General features: G+C 67.6%; 13 protein-coding genes. 5 read left to right on the forward strand and 8 right to left on the reverse strand.

Annotation, left to right across the window (positions count from 1 at the left end; all coding sequences use genetic code 11):
* Positions 1–8: 8 nt before the first annotated feature.
* Complete coding sequence (locus S2M10_RS06460) at positions 9–506, forward strand: hypothetical protein (protein WP_168845373.1); 498 nt, start codon at positions 9–11, stop codon at positions 504–506.
* Between the two features lie 6 nt (positions 507–512).
* Here S2M10_RS06460 and S2M10_RS06465 read toward each other — a convergent pair whose 3' ends face one another.
* Entirely contained in the window at positions 513–1,037 is a 525-nt protein-coding gene (locus S2M10_RS06465; protein WP_168845374.1) for a hypothetical protein, read from the reverse strand.
* Positions 1,038–1,066: 29 nt separating this feature from the next.
* A complete protein-coding gene (locus S2M10_RS06470; RefSeq protein ID WP_168845375.1) occupies positions 1,067–2,254 on the reverse strand; it encodes an RsmB/NOP family class I SAM-dependent RNA methyltransferase in 1,188 nt (395 codons plus the stop codon).
* Between the two features lie 441 nt (positions 2,255–2,695).
* Here S2M10_RS06470 and S2M10_RS06475 point away from each other — a divergent pair, with 441 nt between their 5' ends.
* Positions 2,696–4,189 (forward strand): GGDEF domain-containing protein, encoded by a 1,494-nt coding sequence (locus tag S2M10_RS06475; RefSeq protein WP_247650673.1) that lies wholly within the window; start codon positions 2,696–2,698, stop codon positions 4,187–4,189.
* On the opposite strand, the gene guaB is transcribed toward S2M10_RS06475, so the two are convergent.
* The 3 genes from guaB to S2M10_RS06490 form a co-directional block, all read right to left on the reverse strand.
* Entirely contained in the window at positions 4,155–5,612 is a 1,458-nt protein-coding gene (gene guaB, locus S2M10_RS06480; protein WP_168845376.1) for an IMP dehydrogenase, read from the reverse strand. The genes S2M10_RS06475 and guaB overlap by 35 nt on opposite strands.
* 76 nt (positions 5,613–5,688) lie before the next feature.
* The gene (locus tag S2M10_RS06485) at positions 5,689–6,078 is read right to left on the reverse strand and encodes a hypothetical protein (RefSeq protein WP_168845377.1); all 390 of its coding nucleotides are present in this window, start codon (positions 6,076–6,078) and stop codon (positions 5,689–5,691) included.
* A 56-nt stretch (positions 6,079–6,134) separates the two neighbouring features.
* Positions 6,135–6,953: a CoA ester lyase gene (locus S2M10_RS06490; RefSeq protein WP_168845378.1), complete on the reverse strand. Its 819-nt coding sequence runs from the start codon at positions 6,951–6,953 to the stop codon at positions 6,135–6,137.
* Positions 6,954–7,004: 51 nt separating this feature from the next.
* Here S2M10_RS06490 and S2M10_RS06495 point away from each other — a divergent pair, with 51 nt between their 5' ends.
* The 3 genes from S2M10_RS06495 to S2M10_RS06505 are packed head-to-tail and all read left to right on the forward strand — an operon-like array spanning position 7,005 to position 10,295.
* Positions 7,005–7,988, forward strand: a complete 984-nt coding sequence (locus S2M10_RS06495) for an SPFH domain-containing protein (RefSeq protein WP_168845379.1) — start codon at positions 7,005–7,007, stop codon at positions 7,986–7,988.
* Positions 7,985–8,455: an NfeD family protein gene (locus tag S2M10_RS06500; RefSeq protein ID WP_247650674.1), complete on the forward strand. Its 471-nt coding sequence runs from the start codon at positions 7,985–7,987 to the stop codon at positions 8,453–8,455. The genes S2M10_RS06495 and S2M10_RS06500 overlap by 4 nt, the downstream gene beginning before the upstream one ends.
* Positions 8,456–8,474: 19 nt before the next feature.
* The gene (locus tag S2M10_RS06505; protein ID WP_168845380.1) at positions 8,475–10,295 is read left to right on the forward strand and encodes a DUF885 family protein; all 1,821 of its coding nucleotides are present in this window, start codon (positions 8,475–8,477) and stop codon (positions 10,293–10,295) included.
* Positions 10,296–10,425: 130 nt separating this feature from the next.
* On the opposite strand, the gene S2M10_RS06510 is transcribed toward S2M10_RS06505, so the two are convergent.
* The 3 genes from S2M10_RS06510 to carB all read right to left on the reverse strand — a co-directional run bounded on the left by S2M10_RS06510 (position 10,426) and on the right by carB (position 15,211).
* The gene (locus S2M10_RS06510) at positions 10,426–11,052 is read right to left on the reverse strand and encodes a rhomboid family intramembrane serine protease (protein WP_168845381.1); all 627 of its coding nucleotides are present in this window, start codon (positions 11,050–11,052) and stop codon (positions 10,426–10,428) included.
* 8 nt (positions 11,053–11,060) lie between these two features.
* Positions 11,061–11,537, reverse strand: coding sequence for a transcription elongation factor GreA (gene greA / locus S2M10_RS06515; protein ID WP_168845382.1), 477 nt, complete (start codon positions 11,535–11,537; stop codon positions 11,061–11,063).
* A gap of 344 nt (positions 11,538–11,881) precedes the next feature.
* Positions 11,882–15,211: a carbamoyl-phosphate synthase large subunit gene (gene carB, locus S2M10_RS06520; protein ID WP_168845383.1), complete on the reverse strand. Its 3,330-nt coding sequence runs from the start codon at positions 15,209–15,211 to the stop codon at positions 11,882–11,884.
* Between the last annotated feature and the right edge of the window lie 4 nt (positions 15,212–15,215).

The following is a 15,215-nucleotide window of genomic DNA, read 5'->3' on the forward strand; positions in this document are numbered from 1 at the left end:
GCAGCGCCATGCGATCGCTTCCCCTTCTCGCCCTCGGCGCGGCGCTTCTCGCCGGCTGCGCCCAGACCAGCACGCGCTATCCTTCGCTGCTCCCGCGGGCGAACGAAGGGCTGAATTTCACCGAGCCGGAGCGCCAGGTGCCGCAACTGACCCCCGATCCGGCGCTGGACGCGCGGATCGGGACCCTCACCGCCACCATCGTTTCCACCGATCGCGATTTTCAGGCGGCGGCAAAGGAAGCCGAGGCCAAGGTCGCCCGCGCCCGCGGCATGGCCGCGGGTTCAAGCCCCTGGCTCGACGCGCAGACGGCGCTCAGCGTGCTGGACGGACTGCGCTCGCGCACGGCGGTCACGCTGGCGGACATGGACCAGCTGCGGATCGAGCGTGCCCAGACCGGGGCGCCGGACTATCCGGCGCTCCAGGCGGCGATGGAGCGCGCCGGCGCGATCATTGCGGCGCAGGAAAGCCGCGCCCGGGCACTGGAGGCGGCGATCGCCCCCAGCTGAGCGAGGTCAGGGCTTGGCGTTATCCGTGCCCGGGTTGCTATTGGCGGCAACCGGGGTCGGGGTGGCCACCGGCGTCGGCGGCGGACCCTTGGCGATGCTCGCCGCCAGCGTGGTCGCATCGGCACAGCCGGCCTTGCAGATCGTCCTGATCTTCGCGAGATTGTCCTTCGCGCGCGTCGTCGCCCCCTTGGCGACCATCGCCTCACCCTGGCCGCGCAAGGCGGTGAGGTCATTGGGATCGAGCTTCAGCGCCTCGCCGTAGAAACGGATCGCCTTGCCCGGCAGGCTCTGCGCCCGCGCGATGTCGGCGAGCAGCACGAACGCCTCGCGATTGCGCGGATCGACGGTCAGCGCGCTTTCCAGCAGATCGTTCGCACCGCCGAGATTGCCCGCCGCCTGTGCCCCGCGCGCCTGGCGCACCAGCTCGACCGAGCGCGGATCGAGCTGGCTGTCCGGCCGCTGGGCGTGGAGGCTGGTCGAGACCGTCAGCACCAGCAGTGCCGCCGCAACCGAGATCGTCGTGAACCGCATCAACATCTCCGAAACTCCATGGCCCTGCGCTAGCATTGCCGCACCAGCTTCGCGACAAAAAACCCGTCGGTGCCGTCGTGCAGCGGCGTCAGCCGCAGGCCATCGCCACGCGGACGCCCCGTCGGCGCGGCGAGCGGCACCGCGGACCAGCCCGGCTGCGCGGCCAGAAACCGCTCGACCTGCCCCGCTCCTTCGGCGTCGAGCAGCGAACACACGATGTGGATCAACACCCCGCCTGGCCGCACCAGCCGCGCGGCGACATCGAGCAGGTGCGCCTGCGTATCGACATAGCGTTCGAGCTGGGCGGGCGTCAGCCGCCAGCGCGCCTCGGGATTCCGGCGCCACGTGCCCGTGCCAGAGCAGGGCGCATCCACCACCACCAGATCCGCACGCTCGCGCCATTCCGACAGCCGCTCCGCTTCGCGACCGGGATCGAGCAACAGCGTCTCGGCGATGGTGACGCCCGCGCGCTCGGCACGCGGCATCAGCCGCGACAGGCGCGGACGATCGACGTCGCAGGCGAGGATCCTGCCTTGGTTCGCCATGGCCGCGGCTACCGCCAGCGTCTTGCCTCCGCCGCCCGCGCAGAGGTCGATTACCGTCATCCCCGGCGCCGCCCCGGCGAGCACGCTCACCAGCTGGCTGCCGGCGTCCTGCACCTCGAACTGCCCTGCGGCATAGGCCTCGCTGCGATCGACCGGCGTGTCCTCGGGCAGGCGAAGGGCATCGGGCGCGATGTCGAGCGGTTCGGCGCCGTCGAATAGCGGAGCCACAAGGTCGCGCGTCGTCTTCAGGCGGTTGACCCGCAAATCAAGCGGCGCGCGATCGAGCAACGCCGCCCGCTCCCGGGCGTCGAGCCCGGATGCCTCAAACGCGGCCTCAAGCCAGGCCGGCGCGATGCCCTGCCCGGCCACCGCCTCGCCTTCGGCGATCGGTGCAGGACCATAGTGCGAGCCATCGAACAAGGCGGCCAGTTCCGGCCTTTGCTGCGCGACTGCCAGCATCGCGGCACGCCCCGATATCGGGATTTCACCCGAATGCCGGATCGCATCATAAACCAGCGCGCGGACGGCGCGGCGGTCCTTCGAACCGGCGAAGCGGCGCTCGGCGAACCAGCGTGCCAGGATTACGTCCGCCGCCGCACCGCGATCGCGTGCCGCCGCAAGGATGAGGTCGAGAATGTCGATGGCCATTTGTACGCGCGCGGCAGGTGTCATGGCAGGAGCGCTAGGCCCAATGCGGGACGAATGCAAAGCCACCCCGGCGAACCCCGGCTTCCAGATGGATGGCGCCGAAGAGCAAACCTTTGTAAACGGGCCCGCGCGCAGGATGGGAGCGTGCTATTCTTGGGGGTAGAGGTTTCCGTGCGAAGCCCGGCCGGTGTGGTGCTGTTTCGTTGCATGGTGGTAGGCCTGCTGTGCCTGATGGCGGCTCGCGCCGATGCGTGGGCGCGGCCCACCACAGCGCATTCCGCGATTTGCCACGCCGTCAGCACGCGGGATGTACCTGATTCTGTCGGGCGCCGCCTGCCTTTCGATTGCACAGGCAAACCACAACGCTATCAATCGGCCAGCCTGTGGCTGCGCTTTGATGTGCGCGCTCCCGCGCATGCCGGTCAGACGTCGACGCTACTCGTCCACAACACGCGGTTCGACAGGATGCTGGTGCGTTTCGATTATGCGGACGGCACATCCGAGACGCAACATGTGCGCAGCGGAGCGTTTGGCGATCACTGGCGGCCCGGCGCGCAAATCGCCTTTCGTCCGCAGAACGGCAAGGTCGACCTCAACCGCATCACGCTGCGGATCGATCGCCTGAGCAGCTATCCGCTCCTCCGCATGCGGCTGGTGAGGGCAGGCGAGGCGGATGTCGAGACCACAATGCTCGCCGGACTCGTCGGGGCAGCGCTGACGCTGCTGCTGGCTGGCGCACTCTATGATCTCACCCTCGCAATGGGTGTTCGCCGCCAGTATCTCGCCTGGCAGGGGGCCTGGGCCGGCACCGTTTTTCTGTGGGGTCTCTCCTGGTCGCAGTTCGCCCTTCTGGTCGCGCCGGGACTTGCCGGCACCGTGGCAGCCCAGCTTTCCACGGCACTTTCGGTCCTGTCGATCCCGTTCGCGACGCTCAGCATCACCACGGCGCTGGCCCCCGGCATGGCACCACGCTTCCTCAAACAGGCAGCACTGGCGCTGGCCGCCATCGTCCTGCTGATCGGCATCCCCGCAGCATTGGTTCGGGGCGCGATGCTCGAGAGCCTTGCCCCCTTGCTGGCAGTCGCGGTGCTGGGCGCTCTTTTCTGCGCGATGCTCTGCCTCGCTTGGGGGTTTCGACGGGGCAGTCCCGAAGCGCGCGACCTGATCGGCGCCTGGTCGATCCCCTCGGCGGCACTGGCGCTGACGCAGTTGGTCGATATCGGCAGCAGCCTTTGGGGCGGCGGGCCGCAGATCCTGGTGCTGTTCGCGTCGGCCTGGCAGACCATCTGGCTGTCGATCGCCGCCAGCCGCCGCCTCGCCAAGCTGCGCGCCGAGCGCGACGTGGCCCTTGCGGCCGAGGCCCGCGCCTGCGCGCTCGCCGAACGCGATCCCCTCACCGGTATCCGCAATCGCCGCGGCTTCGTCGATGCCTCCGAAGCGCTGATGCAGATCGCCGCAGCCGATGGTGCGCCGATTGCGCTGCTGCTGATCGATGTGGATCGCTTCAAGCGGATCAACGACGAGCATGGCCATGCGGCAGGCGATGTCGTGCTGTGCGCGATCGCCAGCAGGCTGGCGCGATGGGAGGGCCCGATGTGCACGGTGGCCCGACTGGGCGGCGAGGAGTTTGCGATGATGGTCGCGCATCTCTCCGGCCAAGCACTGGTCGGCTTCGCCGATCATGTCCGCCAGGAAATCGCCGCATGCGATCATCGTGCCAGCATCGGAGAACGGGCGGTGACGATCAGCATCGGCGTGGCCGAGGTCGGCCGTCACGACGAGTTCACCGGCCTGTATCGGGAGGCAGATCGGGCGCTGTATGCTGCCAAGCGCGACGGGCGCAACCGTGTCAGCCACGCCGCCGACGCGAGCCCATGGCCACCGGCCGCCCAGGGCGAAGGCCCTGCGGCGACCGGCACGAAATTCAGCGCGTCGGGTAGTTCGGCGCCTCGCGGGTGATCGTCACGTCGTGGACGTGGCTTTCCTTGAGGCCAGCATTGGTGATGCGCACGAAGCGCGCTTTCTTCTGAAACTCCGGGAGCGTGGCCGCGCCGACATAGCCCATCGACGCCTTCACGCCGCCGACCAGCTGGTGGATCACATCGCGCGCCGGGCCCTTGTACGGCACCTGGCCCTCGATGCCTTCGGGGACGAGCTTGAGCTGGTCCTTGATGTCCTGCTGGAAATAGCGATCGGCCGAGCCCTTGGCCATCGCACCGACCGAGCCCATGCCGCGATACGACTTGTAGGCGCGACCCTGGTACAGGAAGGTCTCGCCCGGCGCCTCCTCGGTACCCGCGAGCAGCGAGCCGATCATCGCCGCACCGGCACCGGCGGCGAGCGCCTTGGCGATGTCGCCCGAGGTGCGGATGCCGCCATCGGCAATCACCGGAATGCCCGACTTGGCAGCTTCGTTGGCGGCGTCCATGACAGCGGTGAGCTGCGGCACGCCGACGCCGGCGACGACGCGGGTGGTGCAGATCGAGCCCGGCCCGATGCCGACCTTGAGGCCGTCCGCGCCGGCGTCGATCAATGCGCGTGCGGCTTCGGCCGTCGCGATGTTGCCGGCGATCACCTGGACGCGGTTGGAAAGCTTCTTCACCCGCTCGACCGCGCGGCTTACGTCCTTGTTATGGCCGTGCGCGGTGTCGATCACGATCAGGTCGACCTCGGCATCGACCAGCGCCTCCGTACGCGCGAAGCCCTTGTCGCCAACCGTCGTCGCCGCGGCGACGCACAGGCGGCCGGTCGCGTCCTTGGTGGCGTGCGGATAGGTAACCGCCTTCTCGATGTCCTTCACCGTGATCAGCCCGACGCAGCGATAGGCGTCGTCGACGACCAGCAGCTTCTCGATCCGGCGCTGGTGGAGCAGCCGGCGCGCCTCTTCCTGTGCGACACCCAGCTTTACCGTGGCGAGGTTCTGGTGCGTCATCAGCTCGGAGACGAGCTGGTTCGGGTTCTCGGCGAAACGGACGTCGCGATTGGTAAGGATACCGACCAGCTTGCCATCGGCTTCCACGATCGGGATGCCGCTGATCCGGTGCCGCGCCATCAGGGCCTGTGCCTCAGCCAGCGTGCCGGTGGGCGCCATGGTGATCGGGTTGACGACCATGCCGCTCTCAAAGCGCTTGACCAGGCGAACCGCCTCGACCTGCTCGTCCACTTCCATGTTGCGGTGGAGCACGCCGATGCCGCCCAGCTGCGCCATCACGATCGCCATGTCGGCTTCGGTGACCGTGTCCATCGCGGAGGAAAGGATGGGGATGTTGAGCGAGAGCTCCTTGGTCACCCGGGTGCGGGTATCCGCCATGCTCGGCACGATTTCGGATTCGCCCGGGTAGAGGAGGACGTCGTCGAATGTCAGGCCGAGGGGGATTTCCATGGGGAGCGCCAAATCCTTGAGTCGAATGTTGGCGGCCCATGTAACCGCAAGGGTGCAGATGCGCTAGGGGGCAGCTTCAGGCCGGCACCGGCCCCGCTTCCGGATAGAGCAGCGCGCGCTCGATCTGCACCTGCCTGCGGATGATGTCGCCGAGCTTGCGGGATGCCGTAACGTACTCCGGCCATTCGGCGATCGCACGGGGCGTTGGCCAGGCGCTGATATGGTCGGTATAGAACATCCGCATGTCGAGGCTGCCGCCACGCAGCGCCTTGATCTTCTCACCCTGCGCCCCGCCCTGCGCGGCAGCGGCATTGACCAGCAGATCAACCGCGCGCCGACGGGCGGCAACGGCCCGAGCCGTCTGATATCGGATGCGCGACAGCTCTGCGACGTCGCAGCAGGGTCTTGCGAGCAACGCTTCGATCGCCCCAATCGCCTGGAGCAACGCTCGGTCGAGATCGTGCATGTCCATACAACAGACATAGGAGACATACGGAGGCGGCATGCACGCGGCGGCGAGATTTATTTGCCGTCTCCGGCGCGGTGCAACAGCGCGCGCGCCTGCGCGACGTGCATCGCTTCGATCATGCGATCGCCGAACCGTTCGGCACCGCCGCGAAAGGCCGCGAGCAGCGCCCGCGCTTCGGCGATCTCCGCGTCCGTCGCCGCGAAGGCCAGCGCGGCGGCGGCGATCTGCCCGGGGTGGATCAGCGTCTTGCCGTCGAAGCCGAAGGCTCGCCCCTCGCGGCATTCCGCAGCCAGCCCCTCGCTGTCGGCCAGCGCGTTGTACACGCCGTCGAGCGCCCAGACGCAGCCGGCGCGCGCCGCCAGCACGATCGTCTGCAGTGCCAGCGACAGTCCGCCTCGCCCTGCGGCCGACGGAATGCCCAGCGTCGCCTTCAGATCATTGGTGCCTGCGATCAACCCCGCCACACCCGGCACGGCCGCGATTGCCGATGCGGCGAGCAGCCCCTTTGGCGTCTCGATCATCGCCAGCACGGGCTTGCCGGTTGCGCGCGCGATAGGATCGATCGTGGCGGCATCTTCCACCTTCGGCACCACGAGGAGCGCGGCAGCCGATCCGGCGATGGCGGCGAGGTCCGCGGCATGTTCGGCGGCGTCGACGCCGTTGACGCGTATCGCCGTGAGCCTATCCCCGAACCCTTCCGCCACCGCGGCGACGGCCGCTGCGCGTGCCGCATCCTTGTCCTCGGGCTTCACTGCGTCCTCCAGATCGAGGATCACCATGTCGCAGTCGAGCGTGCGCGCCTTGGCGATCGCGCGCGGGTTCGAGGCGGGGAGAAACAGGGCGGTGCGGGGGGCGAGAGCCATGCTGGTCATCGCGCCTCTCTATGCTAGCACTAGGTCCCATTGCGAGGGGAGTCGGGGCGTATGGACGTGCTTTTCGTGTTTCTGGCCGGGCTGGTGGCGCTGGTGCTCTTCTACCTGCTGGCCAGCGTGAAGATCGTCACCCAGGGCTATCAGTACACCATCGAGCATTTCGGCCGCTTCACCACCGTCGCCGCGCCCGGCTTCAACTTCTACCCCGCCTTTTTCTACCGTGTCGGCCGCAAGGTGAACATGATGGAGCAGGTGATCGACATTCCGGGCCAGGAAATCATCACCAAGGACAATGCGATGATCTCCACCGACGGCGTGGTGTTCTTTCAGGTGCTCGACGCCGCCAAGGCCGCCTATGAGGTGTCCGACCTCTATGTCGCGCTGCTCCAGCTGACGACAACCAATCTGCGCACCGTGATGGGCTCGATGGACCTGGACGAGACGCTGTCCAAGCGCGACGAGATCAACGCGCGGCTGCTCTCGGTGGTCGACCATGCGACGACGCCGTGGGGCGTGAAGATCACCCGCGTCGAGATCAAGGACATCCGTCCGCCGGCGGACATCGTCAACGCGATGGGTCGCCAGATGAAGGCCGAGCGCGAGAAGCGCGCCAACATCCTCGAAGCCGAGGGCGCCCGCGCGTCCGAGATTCTCCGCGCCGAGGGGCAGAAGGCCGCGCGCATCCTGGAGGCCGAGGGTCGCCGCGAATCCGCCTATCGCGATGCCGAAGCGCGCGAACGTGCTGCCGAGGCCGAGGCCAAAGCGACCCAGCTGGTGTCCGACGCGATCGAATCCGGCAGCAGCCAATCGCTAAACTATTTCATCGCGCAGAAATATGTCGAGGCGGTCGGCAAGTTCGCTACCTCGCCCAATGCCAAGACGATCCTGTTCCCGGTCGAGGCGACGCAGCTGATCGGCACGCTGGGCGGTATCGGCGAGCTGGCCAAGGACGCGCTGTCCGGCGGCACGCCCAAGCCCTCCACCCCGACCACGCCGCCGGCCCGCCGCCCCGGCCCGTTCGACCAACAGGGTTGATCGCCACGGTGGACTGGCTGCAGCACCCTGCCCTGCTCTGGCTGATCGCCGCGGTTGCGCTCGGGATCGCCGAGCTGGTGGTGCCCGGCGTGTTCCTGGTGTTCCTCGCCGCCGCGGCCGCGATCATGGGCGCGCTGGCATTGCTCTTCCCGGAGCTGCCGGTCGCCGGGCAGCTGCTGGGCTTTGCCGGCTGGTCGGCGGTTGCGGTGCTGATCGGCCGGCGCTGGTATCGCGACTTTCCGGTCGCAAGCACCGATCCGCTGCTCAACGATCGCGTCGCCCGGCTGGTCGGCGAGGTCGTCACCGTTGTGGAGCCGGTGAGCGCGCATGGCGGCCGGGTGCGCGTCGGCGATGGCGAATGGCCGGCGCGCGGGCCGGATAGTCCTGCTGGCGCGCGGGTTCGGATCACCGGTGCCGATGGGGCGACGCTCCGCGTTGAGCCGCTCCCCGCCCTTCCCCAGAATTGAAACTATCGAGGTCCCATTGATGCGTACCACCCGCCGCGACGTGCTGCTCGGATCGAGCGCCCTGCTGGCCACCTCCGCGGCGGCGCGCCCCGCGCTTGCTGCCGCCGCGCCTGCCGAAACCCCGGCCCAGGCGCTGATCGATCGCACCGCCGAGGCGTTGCTGGTGCTCAACCCCGAAGGGGCGACCGGGCTCGGCATCGACAAGGGCGCGCGCGCCGCGCTCAAGCACCGGCTCGGCGATCGCAGCCCCGCAGGCGTCGCCAGGATGGCGGCGCATCTCAAGGCCACGCTCGCCGAGATCGCGCGGATCGACGTCGATGCCGTCAGCCCAGAGATGCGCGTCCATCTCGACGTGATCCAGACTGCCTATGCCAATGGCCTGAAGGGCATGTCCTTCCCGTACGGCGACGTGGCCGTGGGGAGCTGGCGCAACAGCCCCTATGTCGTGATCCAGAATGTCGGCGCCTATATCGACGTGCCGAAAATGCTCGACAGCGACCACCAGATCGCCACGCGCGACGATGCCGATGCCTATTGCGACCGGCTCCAGGCCTATGCCGGTGCGCTGGATGGGGAGACCGAGCGGCTCAAACAGGCGGCGAGCGTCGGCGTGATCGCGCCCGACTTCCTGCTCGACAAGTGCCTGAAACAGATCCGCCTCGCCCGCAGCGGCGATCCGGCGAAATGGGATGTGGTGACATCGCTCGCCAAGCGCACCACGACAATCGCGGACGGCTATGAGGCGCGCGCGACGAAGATCGCCGCCGAGCAGGTCACCCCTGCGCTCGACCGCCAGATCGCCGAACTGGAGAAGCACCGCGCCCGCGCGACTTCGGATGCCGGTGTATGGAAGTTCAAGGACGGTGACGCCTATTACGCCTGGGCGCTGAGCGCCGGCACCACCACGACCATGTCGCCGGACGAGGTCCACGAAATGGGCAAGGCGCAGCTCGCCGAGCTGCAGGCCGAGATGGACGCGATCCTCAAGATGCTTGGCTATACGCAAGGATCGGTCGGCGCGCGGATGCGCGGTCTCGCCACCGACAAGCGCTTCGCCTTCCCCGAGACCGACGCAGGTCGCGCCGAAATCATCCAGATTCTGCAACGGAGCATCGATGACATGCGCGGCCGGATGGCGCAGGCCTTCCACACGCTCGTGCCCGGCAATGTCGAGGTGAAGCGCATCTCGCCGGTAGAGGAAGCCGGCGCGGCGGGCGCCTATGGCGGCCCCGGCACGATCGACGGCAAGGTGCCGGGCCGGCTATGGATCAACCTGCGGTCGACCGGGATCTGGACCCGCTTCAGCCTGCCAGACCTCGCCTATCACGAGGCGATCCCCGGCCATGCATGGCAGGGCGAATATACCTTCAAGATGCCGCTGATCCGCTCGCTGTTGCAGTTCAACGCCTATTCGGAAGGCTGGGCGCTCTATGCCGAGCAGCTGGCCGACGAGCTGGGCGTCTATGCCGAGAATCCGGCGGCAAAGCTGGGATATCTGCAGTCGCTGGGTTTCCGCGCCTGCCGGCTGGTGGTCGACAGCGGGCTGCATGCCAAGCGCTGGACGCGCGCGCAGGCGATCCGCTGGTTCGTCGAGGCCAATGGCTCGTCCGAGGATGAAGTGCAGGGCGAAGTGGACCGCTATTGCTCCTGGCCGGGCCAGGCCTGCGGCTACAAGGTGGGCCATACCGCGATAAACCGGCTGCGGACACAGGCCAGGACCGCGCTCGGCGACCGGTTCGATTTCCGAGCGTTCAACGATGCGCTGCTGCTCGGCGGCAATGTGCCGATGACGGTGCTCGGCCATGTGATCGACCGGCACATCGCCCAGCTGAAGGCTTGATCCCTTGTCATCCCGGCGAAAGCCGGGATCCATTGGGGTCGTCGGTGCGGCTCTTGCTGAAAAGGCGTGGCGAATGGCTCCCGGCTTCCGCCGGGATGACGTTAGTGGATGTGGCTAAAGTCCCGCGCCCTCACGCGTGGCGCCAGCGCCAGAGCAGCATCGGCCGGGCGAGCGCCAGCCCCATCAGGAAACCACCGATATGCGCCCAGATGGCGACCGACACGCCGCCCTGGCGGAAGGCGAAGCCCGTCAGCAGGTTCACGCCCACCCACGCCGCTGCCAGCCACGCAACATGCACGACCTGCGCCGGAATCGGCCCGATCGCCTTCGCCCGCTGGCGGCCGTAGAGCAGCGAATAGGCGCCGACCACCGCCGAGCTCGCCCCGCTCGCGCCGATCATCGGCGCGGTCGACATCGGCCCCGCCGCCCATTGCGCGGCACAGGCGGCATAGGCGCCGATCAGATACAGCGTCACCAGCCCCTTGGCGCCGATCGCCCGCTCGGTCTCTTTGCCGGTGAAGCCGAGCATGATCATGTTCATGCCGAGATGGAACAGCCCGGCATGGATCAGCGCCGAGCTGAGCGGCGTCAGCCATGCCGGTACCACCAGCCCCGACAGGATCAGCCCGCCCGAAAGCCGCGCCGGGATAAAGCCCGCCGCAACCTGGACCTGCACCGCGTTGGGAACAAGGGTGGCGATCAGGCTCACCGCCACCGTGACGGCGACGATCACCGTCGTGGCACTGAGCTTCCGCATCGTCTGCCTCAGATGAACTCGACCTTGGAGACCAGATAATAGCGGTCACCCGCCGGCACCGATACCTCGACCTCTTCGTCGACCCGGCGGCCGATCAGCGCGCGGCCGATCGGCGAATTGTACGAGATGCGGCCCTTGCTGGCATCCGCCTCGGTCTGGCCGACGATCTGGTACTTCACCGGCTTGTCGTCCTCGTCGAGCAGGGTCACGGTCGCGCCGAACACGACCTTGTCGCCCGAAAGCTCCTTGGGATCGATGATCTGGGCGCGGCTCAGCTTGTCCTCGATGTCGGCGATGGTCGCCTCCACCTGGCCCTGGCGCTCCTTGGCGGCATGATATTCGGCGTTTTCGGAGAGGTCGCCATGGGCGCGGGCTTCCTCGATCGCATCCACGATCAACGGCCGCTCGGCCTTCAGCCGCTTCAGCTCCTCGCTGAGCTTCTGATAGCCTTCCGCCAGCATCGGCATCTTCTCGACGGTCGCCATAACGCCCTTGTCCTTCAAAACACCCCCGGTACCGACCGTCGCCCTGAAACGACGTCCGCACACTTCCATCGGCTGGGGAAATCCATTGTGCGAACGCGAATAGTAAGTCGCGGCACGAAAAACATCAAGGCGGGGGGCGGAAAACGCAAGATTTAGCCTACTAAGCCCCTCCCCTTCAGGAGCGCCAGGTGAACCGCGCCCCGCGCGGTTCAGGTCCGCCTGGGAGGCGGACCGACCTGGCGCTGGGTTGGGGTGGGGCTGTGTCTCATAGAGACCGACCAACGTTCTGGAATCCCTCCACCCCCAACCCCTCCTCCCAGGAGGAGGGGCTTAAGAGAGGTGCCTCACCCCCGCGAAGCGAAATACGCCTGGATCGGCTGCACCTCGATCGGGTTGCTCCGCATCGCCGCGATTGCCCGCGCCGCCGCCACGCTGGCGGGCGCCGTGGTGAAATAGGGGACCTTCTGCGCCAGCGCCGAGGCGCGGATGCTCATCGAGTCCTTGAGCGACTGCCACCCTTCGGTGGTGTTGAAGATCAGCGCGACGTCGCCGTCCTGGATGCGGTCGACGATGTGCGGGCGGCCCTGCGCCACCTTGTTCACTTCCTCCACGGCAATGCCGTGCGAGGCTAGGAACTCGGCCGTGCCGCTGGTCGCGATGATCTTGAAGCCGAGATCGGCGAGGATCTTCACGCCGGGCAGCACCACCGCCTTGTCGCCCTGCTTGACGCTGACGAACACCGTGCCGCCGTCGGGCAGCACCGTGCCCGCGCCGAGCTGCGACTTGGCGAACGCCGTCGCAAAGTCCTTGTCGATGCCCATCACTTCGCCGGTCGACTTCATCTCGGGCGAGAGCACCGGATCGACGCCGGGGAAGCGCGCCCAGGGGAACACCGCTTCCTTCACCGCGATATAATCGATGTCGCGGTCGATCTTGGGCAGGTTCGCCAGCTTCTCGCCCGCCATCACGCGGCTGGCGATCTTGGCGATCGGCGCCCCGATCGCCTTGGCGACGAACGGCACCGTGCGGCTCGCGCGCGGGTTGACCTCGATCAGGTACACCTCGCCGTCCTTGACCGCGAACTGGATGTTCATCAGCCCCTTGACCTTGAGCGCGCGCGCCAAGGCCACGGTCTGGCGCTCGATCTCGGCGATGATCTCGCCCGGCAGGCTGTAGGGCGGGATCGAGCAGGCGCTGTCGCCCGAATGGACGCCGGCTTCCTCGATATGCTGGAGCACGCCCGCCACCACCACATCGGTGCCGTCGGCGATCGCGTCCACGTCCACCTCGATCGCGTCGCGCAGATACTGGTCGATCAGCACCGGCGAGTCGCCCGAGACCTGCACCGCGGTCTGGATATAGTCGTCGAGCTGCTGGAGGCTGTCGACGATCTCCATCGCCCGGCCGCCCAGCACATAGCTCGGCCGCATCAGCACCGGATAGCCGATCCGCTCGGCCACCCGCACCGCCTCGTCGCGGCTGCGCGCGATGCCGTTGGCCGGCTGCTTGAGCCCCAGCTTGGCGACGAGGTCGGCGAAGCGCTCGCGGTCCTCGGCCAAGTCGATCGCGTCCGGGCTGGTGCCGAGGATCGGGATGCCCGCATCCTCCAGCGCCTTGGCGAGGTTGAGCGGGGTCTGGCCGCCGAACTGGACGATCACGCCGACCAGTTCGCCCTTCGACTTCTCGACCTCGAGGATCTCGAGCACGTCCTCGGCGGTCAGCGGCTCGAAATAGAGCCGGTCCGAGGTGTCATAGTCGGTGCTCACCGTCTCCGGATTGCAGTTGACCATGATCGTCTCATAGCCCGCGTCCGCCAGCGCGAAGCAGGCGTGGCAGCAGCAATAGTCGAACTCGATCCCCTGCCCGATCCGGTTCGGACCGCCGCCGAGGATGACGACCTTGCGGGCGGAGCTCGGCTCGGCCTCGTTCTCGGGCTCGCCGAAGCTCGGCGCCTCATAGGTCGAGTACATGTACGGCGTCTTGGCCTCGAACTCGGCCGCGCAGGTGTCGATCCGCTTGAACACCGGGCGCACGCCCAGCCGGTGGCGCAGCTTGCGCACCTCGGCCTCGGTCACGCCGCCGGAGATGGCATTGGCCACCTCGCCGATCAGGCCGGAGCTGCGCGCCATGACTTCGCTGCCCGCGCGGAGGTTGACCGACTTGAGCGCCAGATAGGCCAGCCGCTTATCGCTGAAGCCCATCGCCTTGAGGCGGCGCATGCCGGCCGCGTCCTGCGGCAGGCCGTTGGTGGCGACATCCTTCTCGGCGTCGAGGATCTCGGCGATCCGCTCGAGGAACCAGGGGTCGTAGCTGGTGAAGCGCTGGACGTCCTTCAGGCTGAAACCCTCGCGCATCGCCTGCGCCGCGATCAGCAGCCGGTCGGGCGAGCGGACGGTCAGCGCCGCCTCGATCACGTCGCGCGGCGCGCCGACCAGCCGGTCGACATCGTTGAAGCCGCTGAGGCCGGTTTCCAGCCCGCGCAGCGCCTTTTGCAGCGATTCGTGGATCGAGCGGCCGATCGCCATCACTTCGCCGACCGACTTCATCGCCGTGCCCAGCACCGCCTCGGCGCCCTTGAACTTCTCGAAGGCGAAGCGCGGGATCTTGGTGACGACGTAATCGATCGTCGGCTCGAAGCTCGCCGGCGTGGCGCCGGTGATGTCGTTGTCGATCTCGTCGAGCGTGTAGCCCACCGCCAGCTTGGCCGCGACCTTGGCGATCGGGAAGCCGGTAGCCTTGGACGCCAGCGCCGAGGAGCGGCTGACGCGCGGGTTCATCTCGATCACGATCAGGCGGCCGTCCTTCGGATTGACCGCGAACTGCACGTTCGAGCCGCCGGTCTCGACACCGATCTCCCGGAGACACGCGATCGATGCGTTGCGCATGATCTGGTATTCCTTGTCGGTCAGCGTCAACGCCGGCGCGACGGTGATCGAATCGCCGGTGTGCGTGCCCATCGGATCGATATTCTCGATCGAGCAGACGATGATGGCATTGTCGTTCCGATCCCGGACGACCTCCATCTCATATTCCTTCCAGCCGAGCAGCGATTCCTCGATCAGCACCTCGGTGGTCGGCGACAGGTCGAGGCCCGAGCGCACGATCGCGATGAATTCCTCGCGATTATAGGCGATGCCGCCGCCCGAGCCGCCCATGGTGAAGCTGGGGCGGATGATCGCCGGCAGCCCGACATAGTCGAGCGCGGTCAGCGCCTCGGCCTCGGTATGCGCGATCGCCGAGCGGGCGCTTTCCAGCCCGATCTTGGTCATCGCGTCCTTGAACTTCAGCCGGTCCTCGGCCTTGTCGATCGCATCGGCATCGGCGCCGATCATCGTCACGCCGAACTTCTCCAGCGTGCCGTCGCGGAACAGCGCCAGCGCGGTGTTGAGCGCGGTCTGGCCGCCCATCGTCGGCAGGACGGCGTCGGGCCGCTCCTTCTCGATCATCTTGGCGACGACCGCGGGCGTGATCGGCTCGATATAGGTCGCGTCGGCCAGCTCGGGATCGGTCATGATCGTCGCCGGGTTCGAATTGACCAGGACGATGCGATAGCCCTCTTCCTTCAGGGCCTTGATCGCCTGCGTGCCCGAATAATCGAACTCGCACGCCTGACCGATGACGATCGGCCCCGCGCCGATGACGAGGATGGAGGAGATGTCGGTGCGCTTGGGCATGTTA

The sequence above is a fragment of the Sphingomonas sp. S2M10 genome (genome assembly GCF_012650175.1).
In the GTDB taxonomy this organism is placed as follows: Bacteria; Pseudomonadota; Alphaproteobacteria; order Sphingomonadales; family Sphingomonadaceae; genus Sphingomonas.